General features: G+C 65.7%; 15 protein-coding genes. 9 read left to right on the top strand and 6 right to left on the bottom strand.

Features of this window, described 5'->3' with window-relative positions; genetic code table 11:
- Positions 1-6: 6 nt before the first annotated feature.
- On the bottom strand, positions 7-1,788 hold the full coding sequence (locus LPA34_RS00850; RefSeq protein WP_411178743.1) for an autotransporter assembly complex protein TamA: 1,782 nt from the start codon (positions 1,786-1,788) through the stop codon (positions 7-9).
- 375 nt (positions 1,789-2,163) lie between these two features.
- Here LPA34_RS00850 and LPA34_RS00845 point away from each other — a divergent pair, with 375 nt between their 5' ends.
- From LPA34_RS00845 to panD, 4 genes are all read left to right on the top strand, one after another.
- Positions 2,164-2,349, top strand: a complete 186-nt coding sequence (locus LPA34_RS00845) for a DUF3460 family protein (protein WP_228973908.1) — start codon at positions 2,164-2,166, stop codon at positions 2,347-2,349.
- 2 nt (positions 2,350-2,351) lie between these two features.
- Positions 2,352-3,224, top strand: coding sequence for a segregation and condensation protein A (locus tag LPA34_RS00840; protein ID WP_228973906.1), 873 nt, complete (start codon positions 2,352-2,354; stop codon positions 3,222-3,224).
- Between the two features lie 83 nt (positions 3,225-3,307).
- Positions 3,308-4,141 carry a pantoate--beta-alanine ligase gene (gene panC / locus LPA34_RS00835; protein ID WP_228973904.1) on the top strand — a complete coding sequence of 278 codons (834 nt, stop codon included), beginning with the start codon at positions 3,308-3,310 and terminating at the stop codon, positions 4,139-4,141.
- A gap of 83 nt (positions 4,142-4,224) precedes the next feature.
- Positions 4,225-4,611: an aspartate 1-decarboxylase gene (gene panD, locus LPA34_RS00830; RefSeq protein ID WP_228973902.1), complete on the top strand. Its 387-nt coding sequence runs from the start codon at positions 4,225-4,227 to the stop codon at positions 4,609-4,611.
- Positions 4,612-4,727: 116 nt separating this feature from the next.
- Here panD and LPA34_RS00825 read toward each other — a convergent pair whose 3' ends face one another.
- Positions 4,728-5,147 (bottom strand): PaaI family thioesterase, encoded by a 420-nt coding sequence (locus tag LPA34_RS00825; protein WP_228973899.1) that lies wholly within the window; start codon positions 5,145-5,147, stop codon positions 4,728-4,730.
- A gap of 168 nt (positions 5,148-5,315) precedes the next feature.
- Between LPA34_RS00825 and LPA34_RS00820 the strand changes: the two genes are divergently transcribed.
- On the top strand, positions 5,316-5,945 hold the full coding sequence (locus LPA34_RS00820; protein ID WP_228973898.1) for a ParA family protein: 630 nt from the start codon (positions 5,316-5,318) through the stop codon (positions 5,943-5,945).
- Between the two features lie 144 nt (positions 5,946-6,089).
- On the opposite strand, the gene LPA34_RS00815 is transcribed toward LPA34_RS00820, so the two are convergent.
- Both LPA34_RS00815 and LPA34_RS00810 read right to left on the bottom strand, forming a co-directional pair.
- Complete coding sequence (locus LPA34_RS00815; RefSeq protein ID WP_228973896.1) at positions 6,090-6,509, bottom strand: DoxX family protein; 420 nt, start codon at positions 6,507-6,509, stop codon at positions 6,090-6,092.
- 128 nt (positions 6,510-6,637) lie between these two features.
- Complete coding sequence (locus LPA34_RS00810) at positions 6,638-8,125, bottom strand: cobyric acid synthase (protein ID WP_228974173.1); 1,488 nt, start codon at positions 8,123-8,125, stop codon at positions 6,638-6,640.
- A 180-nt stretch (positions 8,126-8,305) separates the two neighbouring features.
- Between LPA34_RS00810 and cobU the strand changes: the two genes are divergently transcribed.
- The 4 genes from cobU to LPA34_RS00790 are packed head-to-tail and all read left to right on the top strand — an operon-like array spanning position 8,306 to position 11,730.
- On the top strand, positions 8,306-8,854 hold the full coding sequence (gene cobU, locus LPA34_RS00805; protein ID WP_228973894.1) for a bifunctional adenosylcobinamide kinase/adenosylcobinamide-phosphate guanylyltransferase: 549 nt from the start codon (positions 8,306-8,308) through the stop codon (positions 8,852-8,854).
- On the top strand, positions 8,851-9,789 hold the full coding sequence (gene cbiB / locus LPA34_RS00800; RefSeq protein ID WP_228973892.1) for an adenosylcobinamide-phosphate synthase CbiB: 939 nt from the start codon (positions 8,851-8,853) through the stop codon (positions 9,787-9,789). Before cobU ends, cbiB begins: the two co-directional genes overlap by 4 nt.
- Entirely contained in the window at positions 9,782-10,816 is a 1,035-nt protein-coding gene (gene cobD, locus LPA34_RS00795; protein WP_228973891.1) for a threonine-phosphate decarboxylase CobD, read from the top strand. Before cbiB ends, cobD begins: the two co-directional genes overlap by 8 nt.
- Positions 10,813-11,730, top strand: coding sequence for a cobalamin-binding protein (locus LPA34_RS00790; RefSeq protein ID WP_228973889.1), 918 nt, complete (start codon positions 10,813-10,815; stop codon positions 11,728-11,730). Before cobD ends, LPA34_RS00790 begins: the two co-directional genes overlap by 4 nt.
- Before the next feature lie 31 nt (positions 11,731-11,761).
- On the opposite strand, the gene cobC is transcribed toward LPA34_RS00790, so the two are convergent.
- Both cobC and LPA34_RS00780 read right to left on the bottom strand, forming a co-directional pair.
- A complete protein-coding gene (gene cobC, locus LPA34_RS00785; protein ID WP_228973887.1) occupies positions 11,762-12,346 on the bottom strand; it encodes an alpha-ribazole phosphatase in 585 nt (194 codons plus the stop codon).
- Entirely contained in the window at positions 12,331-13,089 is a 759-nt protein-coding gene (locus LPA34_RS00780; protein ID WP_228973886.1) for an adenosylcobinamide-GDP ribazoletransferase, read from the bottom strand. The genes cobC and LPA34_RS00780 overlap by 16 nt, the downstream gene beginning before the upstream one ends.
- Between the last annotated feature and the right edge of the window lie 7 nt (positions 13,090-13,096).

Raw genomic sequence — 13,096 nt, 5'->3', positions numbered from 1 at the left:
ATAAAATCAGAAAGCGATGCCGAGCGTCAGATACGGACGCACGCTGTGATTACGAATGCCGTACGCGAGGTCGACGTCAACCGGGCCGACCGGGCTGCGCCAGCGCGCACCCACGCCGACGCCCGGATAGAACACGCGTTCGCCCCAGGTATCGGTGGCCGTGCCGATGTCGAAGAACGCCGCGGCGCCCCAGTCGTGATTGAACCAGTGCTGATATTCGCTCGTCGCCGTGACGACGTATTTGGTCGGCAGGATCGAGCCGTCGACGTTGTTACCGATGCTCTGAAAGCCGTAGCCGCGTACCGAATTCGAGCCGCCCGCGCGGAACAGCAGCGACGCCGGAATCCCGCTCGACGAGCCGCTCGTGAACACACCGCCCAGTTCCGCGCGAAACAGCACGAGGTCGCGCTTGCCGACCGGCACATACTGCTGGCCGCGCGCGTAGCCGCGCACGAAGCTCTGGTCGGTCAGCACGTGCTTGACAGCGAAGCCGGCCTCGACGTGAATCAGGTTGCCCGAGCGCGGGAAAAGCGGGTCGTCGGTATTGCGGCGCGTCCATGACCAGGTGGGCACGAGCGCGCGGCTCGTCGTGGGCGGCCCGACGTTCTGCAGCAGCCGGTCCTGGTAGTAGAGGATCGAATATGAGTAGTCGATGAACTGCGAGGTTCGTGCCCGCTGTACGCCGGCGCGCGCGCTGTAGATGCGCGTATCCGACACGTCGGTGGTCGTATAGGACGCGAGCACGCTGTTCACCCAGCCACGCTGGCCGGGCGGCATCGCCAGCTGAACCTGGCCGTACTTCTGGATCTGGTCGATCCGGCCGTCCACGGTGAACGGATACGCCGCGCCGAACGTGTCGAGATACGAATACGATCCCTGGACTCGCGGGCCGTTGTCGGTCGAATACCCGACGCCGCCGCGAATGCTGTTGTACGGATATTCGCTGACCTTGACGTGGATGGGCGTTTCGAGCGGCTTCGCCGTATCGCTGTCGGTGTCGATGGCGACGCTCGCGTAATACGGCGTGTTCTGCAACTGGCGCTGGAGTTCGACGATGCGCTGCTCGTCGTAGATATCGCCGGCCGTGATCGGGTTCACGTTCTCCACGATCTGCCCGGGATAGCGGCGCGTGCCGGAGACATCGAGCTTGCCCATCGTGAACGTCGGGCCGCTGTCGAACGTGACGCTCAGTTTCGCCTCGTGCGTGCGCGGATCGATGCGTGCCTCGGAATGGTAGATCTTCGCACCCAGATAACGGCGCGCCTGCAGTGCTTTCAGCGAAGCGTTCTTCGCGCCGTCCCAGTCGCCCTGCGAAAACGGGTCGCCCTCGTGCAGCGAAAACGCGAAGCGCGCCGCGTTTGCCTGCGCCTGGTCTTCGGTCAGCACGGGCCCGCGAAACGACAGTGAAATCGAAGAGATCGTGGTCATCGGCCCGGGATCGACACTCACCGTGACCTCCCGCTTGCCCTCGACCGTGCGGACGTCCGTGCGCACGACCGGCGAAAAATAGCCCTGCGTCGCCGTGAGATCGCGCACCTGCTGCGGCGTCGCGGTGACGAGGAAGTCGAACTGGTCGTCGCTGATGTCCTCGCGTTTCGCGAAGCGCGCGATATCGAGATGCGCTTCCAGCAGCTTGCGCAGCGCGCGCGGCGAGGTTTCGATGTCGACCTTGTAGGAGGGCGCCGTGCGCGCCTGCGCGTGGCCGGCGCTCAGGGCACAGACGAACGCAAGGAAGCTGAAGACGAGCCACACCCTGAGCGTGCGCGCCTTCAGGCGCGCGGCGTCCATGCGCCCCACACCAGCTGCTGCACGCGACACGCGCGACGGTTCGATCACACACCCCGCCAAACAGGACCTCCGGCCATTATTGGTTGTTTCCGCCCGGCGCCGCGCAGGCGGACCGCAACGCGCTATTTGACCACATCGGCACGGCACGGCGATCTCAAATGAATCCTTTGAGCGGAACCGCCAGAACTGCCCCGCCCGCCCGCCTGGCCGGGCGCCGCAGCCCTCGTGCAACTGGCAGCGCCCGCGCTTCGACGCCGCGGCGGCAGGAATGTTCCGGGACTTTTCGACCGGACCGGGCGCTTGCGGTAAAATTACCGTCGACACCGGCTGGCGCCCTGGGCGACGGTCGCATTCATCTCTCACGGACGTCGAACCATGTATCAATCGGATATCACGCAATTCCTGAATCAGCTGAAGCAGCAAAAGCCTGCTCTGGAAGCAGAACAGCGCCGCGGCCGTTCGCTGCTGTGGGACAAACAGCCGATCGATCTGGACGAGCGCGCCAAACAACAATCGTCGCGCGTTGAACAGACGCCTTACGTGTATTACCAGAACTTCTGAGCGTGACGACTGCCGACGAGGCCCGCGCCGCATCGGGACGTCCCGACGCAGCGCTCGCCGCGCCCGCGACCGATTCGACGCCTGATACCGTCGACGGTATCGCTTTCGCGCGCCTGTACGGCGAGCCGCTCTTCAAGCTGCCGACGGACCTGTACATCCCGCCGGACGCGCTCGAAGTCTTTCTCGAAACGTTCGAAGGCCCGCTGGATCTGCTGCTCTACCTGATCCGCAAGCAGAACTTCAACGTGCTCGACATTCCGATGGCCGACGTCACCACCCAGTATCTGGGCTACGTCGACCAGTTGCGCAAGACGAATCTCGAACTCGCCGCCGAGTATCTGCTGATGGCCGCGATGCTGATCGAGATCAAATCGCGCATGCTGCTGCCGGTGAAGAAGGCGGACACCGGCGACGAAGTCGAGGATCCACGCGCCGAACTCGTGCGCCGGCTGCTGGAATACGAGCAGATGAAGCTCGCCGCGCAACGTCTCGACCAGTTGCCGCAACTCGGGCGCGATTTCCTGCGCGCCGAGGTGTACATCGAGCAGAGCATCACACCGCGCTTTCCCGACGTGAATTCCGACGACCTGCGCGCCGCGTGGGCCGACGTGATCAAGCGGGCGAGGCTCGTGCAGCATCACCGTATCTCGCGCGAGGAACTCTCGGTGCGCGAGCACATGAGCACGATCCTGCGGCGCCTGCAGAACGCACGGTTCATGGAGTTTTCCGACCTGTTCGACACCACGCGCGGCGTGCCGGTCGTGGTGGTGAACTTCATCGCGATGCTTGAGCTCTCGCGAGAATCGCTGATCGACATCACCCAGGCCGAGCCGTTCGCACCGATCTACGTGCGCCTCGCCTACCTGCCTGCATGAGGCTCGCCTCGTGAACACCCGGCGATTCGCCGACGGGGCACCCTCTTTCGCCTGAAAAATCCGCAAGGAACCCGCGACCGATCATGAAAGTCATCAGCTCGATCCACGAATTGCGCGACCAGTTGCGCGGCCAGAACCGCACTGCCTTCGTGCCAACGATGGGCAACCTGCACGAAGGCCATCTCTCGCTGATGCGCCTCGCGCGCCAGCACGGCGATCCGGTGGTCGCGAGTATCTTCGTGAACCGGCTGCAGTTCGGCCCGAACGAGGACTTCGACAAATATCCGCGCACGCTCGAAGCCGACATCGAAAAGCTGCAGAAGGAAAACGTCTACGTGCTGTTCGCGCCGACGGAGCGGGATCTGTATCCGCAGCCGCAGGAATATCGCGTGCATCCGCCGCACGATCTCGGCGACATCCTCGAGGGCGAATTCCGGCCAGGCTTCTTCCAGGGCGTGTGTACCGTCGTGATGAAGCTGATGTCGTGCGTGCAGCCGCGCGTCGCGGTGTTCGGCAAGAAGGATTACCAGCAGTTGATGATCGTCCGGCAGATGTGCAACCAGTTCGCGCTACCCACCGACATCATCGCCGCGGAAACCGTGCGCGACGCCGACGGCCTCGCGCTCAGCTCGCGCAACCGTTTCCTGCAGGCCGCCGAGCGCGCCGAGGCGCCGCGCCTTGCGGCCGAACTGAACCGCGTGCGCGACGCCGTGCTGGCGGGCAACCGCGATTTCGCGCAGATCGAGGCCGCCGCGATGGCCGCACTCGCCGCGCGCGGCTGGCAACCGGACTACGTCGCGGTGCGCAAGCGCGTGAACCTGCTTCCCCCGACCGCGCAGGATATCGACGAGCCGCTCGTCGTGCTCACGGCCGCGAAACTGGGCGCGACGCGCCTGATCGACAACCTCGAAATCTGACGCCGACGGCTACCGGACGCATCGCGTCACCCGTTCAGCGCACGTTCCACGCACATTCAGGGTACTTAAGGAAAGAAACGGTCATGCAACGCCATATGCTGAAGTCGAAGATCCACCGCGCGGCGGTCACGCACTGCGAACTGCATTACGAGGGTTCGTGCGCGATCGACGAAAACCTGCTCGAAGCGGCGAACATCGTCGAGAACGAGCGAATCGATATCTGGAACATCAACAATGGCGAACGTTTCTCGACGTACGCGATCAAGGGCGAACGCGGCAGCGGCATGATCTCGCTGAACGGGTCGGCGGCACGGCGCGCGCAGCTGGGCGATCTCGTCATCATCGCGGCGTTCGCGACGGTCGACGAAGCCGAGCTCAAGGCGGGCTGGAAGCCGGATCTGGTCTTCGTCGACGAGCACAACCGGATCAAGGGCAGCCGGGATCACGTGCCGACGCAGAGCTGGACCTGAGCCGCACACAGCCTGCCGTGCCGTTCATCCGGCCCGGCCCCGGATGCAAAAAAAGCGCAGCGTGAACACGTTGCGCTTTCCTGTTTCTGGCCGGAGAAAACTGGCTCAAGGCCGCGTCAGTACAACACCATCTGCGTACAGCGGAACAGGGCCATCACCTTGCCATTGGGCGCAAAAACCTTCGCGTCCCAGATCTGCGTGCTGCGGCCCAGATGCACGCCGGTCGCCTCGGCTCTGACAACCCCTTCGATCGCCGTGCCCAGAAAATTGCTCTTCAGTTCGATCGTCGTGAAATTCACCGCCTTGTCGGGCAGATGGGCGAGACACGCATAACCGCAGGCCGTATCGGCCAGCGCGATCACCGAGGCCGCGTGCAGGAAGCCGTTCGGCGCGAGCAGATCGCCGCGCACCGTGAGTTCGCCGACGAGCGCCCCCTGTTCGAGCGAGACGACGCGAAACCCGAGCAGATCGGGCAACGTCCCTTTTTGCCGTTCACGCAGGCGTTCAATCGTATATTCCGGGCGAAGCGTGCTCATAAGGTTCGAACCTCAACTGAAAAGGTAAAAAGACGGAACGGCCTGGACAAAGACTTCGAAGCGACCGGATTTGCCGATATTATCAACGCCTGAACGCAATCGACTGCAAAGCGAAAGACAGGCACGGTAAACCGGCTGGCGCGGCCGGCCTTCTTCCCGGGAGAATTCATGACGGTCATCGTAGTGGCGAATCCGAAGGGCGGCGTCGGCAAAAGCACGCTCTCTACCAATCTGGCAGGTTTTTTTGCGGCATCCGGCGAGTGGGTCGCGCTCGCGGACCTGGACAAACAGCATTCCTCGCACGCCTGGCTCGACTTGCGGCCCGGCACGCTGCCCGCCATCGAACGGTGGGAAATCGATCACGACACCCCGGTGAAACCGCCCAAAGGTCTTGAACACGCGATCATCGATACCCCGGCCGGCCTGCACGGCAATCGCATGAACGCCGCGCTGGAACTGGCGGACAAGATCATCGTGCCGCTCCAGCCATCCATTTTCGATATTCTCGCGACACAGGAATTCCTGGAGCGGCTCGCGAAAGAGAAGGCCATCCGCAAAGGCAACATCGAAGTCGGCGTCGTCGGCATGCGGGTCGACGCGCGCACGCGCTCGGCCGACCAGCTGCATCGTTTCGTCGAAGGCCTGAAGCTGCCGGTGCTGGGCTATCTGCGCGATACGCAGAACTACGTCCAGCTGGCCGCGCACGGGTTGACGCTGTGGGATGTCGCCAAAAGCCGCGTCGAGAAAGACCTCGAACAGTGGCAACCCATCATCGAATGGACCAACGGCAAGGGTTGAACATCACGTTCAGCCGCTCGTCACCCCTGAAACAACCGCACATGCGACCTGTGCCGCCCCGCGAGACGGGGCGGCACGATAGGGCCGATCATCCAGCGCGCCAGGGGCAGCAACCTGTCGCACCGGACATCACGGCCAGAAGCATCAAACGCCAACAGTCTGCCGCGATGCCCGCGCCGCGCCAACAGCGTAGAGCCCGCCGCCCAGCAACCCCTGCACGACCAGCGCGATCGCCCAGAACGCCGGGTATTCCCAGCCGCCGCTCGGCGACGTGAAGCTCCATCCGTTGTGCAGATGAACCGACATCGCGCCCAGCATGAACGGCAGCAGTACAAGCGCGACCCAGCGCACCTGGAAGCCCAGCAGCAGCGCGATACCGCCAGCGAGTTCGACGAACGCCGTCACATACGCGAGCCATCCCGGCAGCCCGACGGACACAAAAAACGCGGCGGCGCCAGGCAGCGTGAAGACGAGAATTTTCTGCAGGCTGTGGGCGAGATACAGCACGCCCAGGGTCAGCCGCAGGATCGTGGCGGCTGCATCGGCGTTACGGGTCGAATTCATGTCCGGCTCCTCAAAGGGTTGAACTGACAGCGCGAGGCGCGCCATCGATGGAGCAGACTGTATTCGAACCCGTGAGGATGAAAAACTGCCAGAAAGGCTTAGATTATTTCCTTTCAGGTGTTAATCGGTTAATTCGCTAATCCACTGTGCCAGCTGAGCGCGCCGAACAGCTTCGGCAGATCGAGGTGTGCCGCCAGGGTGTCGGCGAGGCGATCGAGCGACGCCTCGCGTAGCGCCGGATAGTCCAGATGCCGCGCGTCGGCGAGGCCGGCCCACGCGAGCATCGCGTGGCACGCCTGCGGCGTATCGAAGAGCCCGTGCAGGTAGGTGGCGAAAATCTGTCCATCGCTGGAAATCGCGCCGTCGGGGCGCGTCGCCGCCGGTTCATCCCCAGCCAGAAGCAGCGCGGGCCGCGCGAGCGCCGGCCCTTCCGTCTCGCCCATGTGGATTTCGTAGCCCTTCACCGTGGCCGGATCGCCCAGCGCGAGGCGGCCCGTCGCGTTCTTCAGCGTCTTCGCCTGGGTGAGCGTCGTCGAATAGTCAAGCCAGCCGAACCCGGCGACGCTCCCCGGCGCGCCTTCGACGCCATGCGGGTCCGCCACTTCGCGCCCCAGCATCTGCATGCCGCCGCAGATGCCGATCACACGCCCCCCGTAACGCAGATGGCGACGCAACGTCTCTTCCCAGCCCTGGCCGCGCAGCCACGCGAGATCGGCCTGCACGTTCTTCGAGCCGGGCAGGATCACGAGGTCCGCCGGCGGCGGCGCCGTGCCGGTCCGTACGTAGCTGAATGCCACTTGCGGATGGACGCGCAGCGCGTCGAAATCGGTGTGGTTGCTGATATGCGGCAACGCCGGCACGACGACGCGCAATACCGGCGCGCCATCGGCCGCATGGGCGGTGTGCGGATCGCGCGGCAGCATATCCTCGGCATCGAGCGTAAGGCCGTGCAGATACGGCACGACGCCGAGCACCGGTTTGCCGGTCTTCGCTTCGAGCCAGTCGAGCCCGGGCTTCAGCAGTCCGATGTCGCCGCGAAACCGGTTGATGATGAAACCGCGCACCCTTGCCTGCTCGCCCGGCGAGAGGCATGCGAGCGTGCCCGTCAGATGCGCGAACACGCCGCCGCGATCGATATCCGCGACCAGCACGACCGGACAGTCCACCGCCTCGGCGAAACCCATGTTCGCGATGTCGCGATCGCGCAGGTTCACTTCCGCCGGGCTGCCCGCGCCTTCGACGAAGATCGTGTCGTACGCCGCCTGCAGGCGCGCATACGATTCCAGCACGGCTTCGAACGCGACCGGCTTGTAGTCGTGATACGCCCGCGCGTCGAGATTCATGCGCGCCTTGCCGTGGATGATCACCTGCGCGCCGCGGTCGCTCGTCGGCTTGAGGAGCACGGGGTTCAGGTCGGTGTGCGCATCGATGCCGGCGGCGAGCGCCTGCAACGCCTGCGCGCGCCCGATCTCGCCGCCATCGACCGTCACGGCGCTGTTGAGCGCCATGTTCTGCGGCTTGAACGGCGCGACCCGCACGCCCGCGCGACGCGCAAGCCGGCACAACCCCGCGACGAGCGTGCTTTTGCCCGCATCGGATGTCGTACCCTGGATCATCAGCGTGCCACGCGGCACGTGGACGTTTTCATGCGCGTGCTGATCGGGCGAAGCGGCCGAAGGGGTCGAAGAAAGCTCGGGTAATGAAGAGGTCGTCACGAAAGAATCGCAGGGCGGCGGCAAGAGGAGCCCGCATTATCGCCCGCGAGGGAACACGCCGGTAGCCGGTACAATCACGCGATGATTCCCCGCGACCTCACCTTCGTTCTCGGCGGCGCCCGCTCGGGCAAGAGCCTGCATGCCGAACGGCTCGCCAGCGAAAGCGGCTTGCCGGTCACCTATATCGCCACCGCGCGCGTCGCGGACGACGAATTCGCCGAACGTGTCGCGCATCATCGCGAACGGCGTCCGTCGCACTGGAAGTTGCACGAGGCGCCGCTCGATCTCGCGGGTGCGGTCGCCGCAATCGACGCGCCCGGCCATTGCATCCTGATCGACTGCCTGACGCTGTGGCTCGCCAATCTCCTCTGCCCGCCCGGCGACGCGCCGCCGGCCGGTGAACCTCAAACGCTGCTGTCCGCGTTCGAAGCGGCGCTGGTTTCGGCGCGCGGCAAGATCATCGTCGTCAGCAATGAAATCGGGCTGGGCGTCGTGCCGCTGGGCGCGGCGACGCGTCTTTACGTCGACGAACTCGGCCGCCTGAACCAGCGCATCGCCGCGTTGAGCACGCAGGTCACGATGATGGTCGCGGGCCTGCCGCTCGCGCTCAAGACACCGGCCGCCGCATGATCCTCACGATGCCGCTCATCGCCACGCTCGCGACGGCCTCGGTGATCGTCGACCGCTGGACTGGCGAGCCGCGTACCGCGCATCCGCTCGTCGCGTTCGGCAAGCTCGCCGCCGCGATCGAGACGCGCCTGAACACGGGCGTGCGCGCGCGGCTGATGGGCATCGTCGCGTGGCTCCTCGCGGTCGCGCCGCCGGTTGCGATTGCCGCGTGGCTCGTCGCCGTGCTGCCGTTCCTGTATGCGTGCGCGCTGCACGTCGCGCTGTTGTGGTTCGCGCTCGGCGCGCGCAGCCTGCACGATCACATCGCACCGATCGCGCGCGCGCTCGTCAGGCGCGATCTGGCACAGGCGCGCATGCTGACCTCGCGCATCGTGTCGCGCGAGACGGCCCACGCCGATGAAGCCGCGCTTTCCCGGGCCGCCGTCGAATCAGCGCTCGAGAACGGCAACGACGCGATCTTCGGCGCGCTCTTCTGGTTCGCGCTGCTCGGCGGACCGGGCGCGCTGGCGTTTCGTCTCGCCAACACGCTCGACGCGATGTGGGGTTACCGCACGCCGCGTTATCTGCGTTTCGGCTGGGCCGCCGCGCGCTTCGACGATGTGCTCAACTGGATTCCCGCGCGTCTCACCGCCGCGAGTTACGCGCTGCTCGGCGATACGCGCAACGCACTGCGCTGCTGGCGCGAACAGGCGCCGCGCTGGGACAGTCCGAACGCCGGGCCAGTCATGGCATCGGGGGCCGGCAGCCTGAACGTGCAACTCGGCGGACCGGCGGTGTATCACGGCGCGATCGAGCAACGTCCGATGCTCGGCATGGGCCGCACCGCGACCGCGCAGCATGTGATGGCGGCGCTGACGCTCGTCGAGCGCAGCGTGTTCCTGTGGCTCGCCGTACTGATCGTACTGGCGCTCCTAAGCGTGCCATTCAATGTCTGACGCCATCGTTCACGGCGGCAACCTGCACGAAGCGGCGCGCCGCCATGGCATCCCGTACGAAGACTGGCTCGATCTGTCGACCGGCATCAATCCGCACGGTTATCCGGTGCCACCGGTGCCCGCCGATGCATGGCGGCGTCTGCCCGACGAAGGCGACGGCTACGCCGCGTGCGCCGCGCGCTACTACGGCGCGCCGGATGCCGCGCACGTGCTGCCGGTCGCGGGCAGCCAGGCCGCGATCCGCGCGCTGCCCGCGCTGTTGCCCCAAGGCACAGTCGGCATCGCGCCGCTGACGTATGGCGAATACGCGCCGGCGTTCGAACGCGCCGGTCATCGCGTGATGCCGCTCGACGTGACCGGCGCAACACTGCCCGATGCGATGACACATGCCGTAGTCGTCAATCCGAACAATCCGACTGCGCAACACGTGAGCGCCGCGACGCTGCATCGATGGCATGCGCAGTTGTCGGCGCGCGGCGGCACATTGATCGTCGACGAGGCGTTTGCCGACACGATGCCGTCCGGCTCGCTTGCGGGGTCGACGAATCGTGCGGGACTGGTCGTGTTCCGCTCGCCAGGCAAATTCTTCGGACTTGCCGGCGTGCGCGCGGGCTTCGTGCTGGGCGTGCCCGCGCTGCTCGCGTCGTTGCGCGAAACGCTTGGCGCGTGGACCGTGAGCGGCCCCGCGCGCCACGCCGTCACGGCAGCGTTCAACGATGCCGGATGGCAACGCACGATGCGCGCGCAACTCGATGACGACAGCGCGCGTCTCGCCGCGCTCCTCGACGCGCACCGGCTGCCGCTCAGTCGCACGCCGCTCTTCGCGTGGACACCGGACACGCGTGCCGCCGCGCTGCACCACGCGCTCGCGCAACGCGGAATCTGGACGCGCTTTTTTCCGGCACCGGCGAGCGTGCGCTTCGGTCTGCCCGCAACGGACGCGCAATGGTCGCGTCTCGAACAGGGCTTGAAGGACAGCATGCACGCGATCGGGACCGCGCCCCTCTCCTCCTTCGACGATCGATGACGCAACGCCTCGCTTCTGTTGTCCTTTCCGCTCTCGCTGCCTGCGCGTTTTCAGCAAGCGCGTTCGCGACCACCGTCACCGACGATTCCGGTGCCGCCGTTACCCTCGCCGCCCCCGCGCAACGCGTGATCAGCCTTGCGCCTCATGTCACCGAGTTGCTGTATGCGGCGGGCGGCGGTGCGAAAATCGTCGGCGCGGTGACGTACAGCGACTATCCGCCCGCAGCGAAACAGTTGCCACGCGTCGGCGACAACAAGGCGCTCGATCTCGAACGTATCGTCGCGCTGAAGCCGGATCTGATCGTCGTGTGGCGTCATGGCAATGCGCAGCGTCAGCTCGACCGTCTGCGCGACCTGCACATTCCGCTCTATTTCAGCGAACCGCATCATCTCGACGACATCGCCGTCACGTTAACGAAGCTCGGCGCGCTGCTCGGTACATCGCCGGTCGCGGACGCCGCCGCGAGCGCGTATCGCAACAGCATCGCGCAACTGCGCGCGCGTTACGCGTCGAGGCCCACTGTGAGCGTGTTCTATCAGGTCTGGGATCAGCCGTTGATGACACTCAACGGCACGCATCTGATCAGTGAAATGATTGCGCTGTGCGGCGGGCGCAATGTGTTCGCGAAACTCGAACCGCTTGTGCCGACCGTTTCGACCGAAGCCGTGCTCGCCGCCAATCCGGAAGCGATCGTGACCGCATCGCCCGGCGCGACGACACCCGACCGGCCGTTGCCGCAACTCGACACATGGCGCGCGTGGCCGGCGCTCGATGCCGTCGCGCACGACAACCTCTTTGCCATCGACGGCGATCTGATCAACCGTCCCGCGCCGCGCATCGCGCAAGGCGCGGCGCTACTCTGCCAGGATCTGGAGACGGCGCGCTCGCATCGAACGGGCAAACCGCAGCGCTAGCGCGCGCCTTTTGCCAGCGGCGTGGATGCGCTCAGACGTTCCAGCGCACGAGCGTCCACGCGGCGCCCGGTTCGCGTCGCCGCAGCCACACCACGCCGGCAAAATCGATCGACCACGAAAGCGTCTGTTCAAGCGATACGCGAAGCGCGAGCGATGTCAGCACACGTATCACGCCCGCATGGGTAACGACGTGCACGCATGCATCGCCAGCTTCGGTTTGCCGCTCATCGAACCATGTCTCCACACGTGCGCTGAACTGCGCGACACTCTCGCCGCCGTGCGCGCGCGCGTGATGCAGATCGGCGGCCCAGTCGTCGAGCAACGCCCGATCGATGTCGTCCCAACGCCGCTGCTCCCACGTGCCGAAGTCCATCTCCTGCAAGCGGGGATCGACGGAAACTTCACGGGCCCATCGCGCGGCCCACGGCGCAGCGATCGAGTGACATCGCGTCAGCGGGCTCGACCACACGCTATCCGGCGCGGGCAGTTCGAGCCGCCTCGCTTCAAGCGCGGCCACGCTCGCAGGGGGCGCGTCGGCGAGCGCCACATCGCTGCGCCCATAACAGACGCCCGCATCGATCGCGACCGCCGGGTGACGGATCAGAATGAGATCCATGCAAGCCCCGTCAGATAGATCGCGATTTCGAAGATCTGCTGCGCGAACCCGAGGCAATCGCCGGTGTATCCACCGATGCGTCGCACGAAGTAACGGCCGAGCGCGAAGCGCAGCACGAGCAGCACGACCGCCGCGGCACATCCGGCGCGCCAGTCCGGCCAGAAGAGCCACGGCACGCCAAATATGCTCGCCAGCATCAGCGCGAACGCGCTCATGCGCTGCGCGACCGGCTTCGCCTTGCCTTCGGCGCGCACGTAGTCGAGCGTCGCGAGATAGCTGATCGCGCACGTGCGGCTTGCCGCGTGCGCCGCGATCATCAGCCACGCAGCGCGAAGCGGCGGCAACGCGGCGAGCGTCTGCCATTTGAGCGCGAGCGCGACTACCAGCGCAATCGCGCCGAACGCGCCGATGCGCGAGTCGTGCATGATGCGAAGCACGTCGTCGCGCGTATAGCCGCCGCCGAACGCATCAACGCAATCCGCCAGCCCGTCTTCATGGAACGCGCCGGTGACGAAGAGCGTCGCTGCCATCGAAAGCAGCACGGCCACGCTCACCGGAAACACACGCAGCGCCGCCAGATACACCACCGCGCCGAGCGCGCCGACCAGCGCACCCACCAGCGGAAAATAGCGGGCCGCCGCGTTCAGATAGTGCGGTTCGTAGCCGACCCAGCGCGGCACCGGCACGCGCGTGAAATAGCCGAGCGCGGTGAAAAAGTAACGCAGTTCAGCAAGCGGATTCATGTTGGCG

Origin of the sequence: Paraburkholderia gardini (genome assembly GCF_907164575.1) — a bacterium.
Lineage (GTDB): Bacteria > Pseudomonadota > Gammaproteobacteria > Burkholderiales > Burkholderiaceae > Paraburkholderia > Paraburkholderia gardini.
Note: the sequence above shows the minus strand (reverse complement) of the source record. Positions and strands in the feature narration are given on the sequence as shown.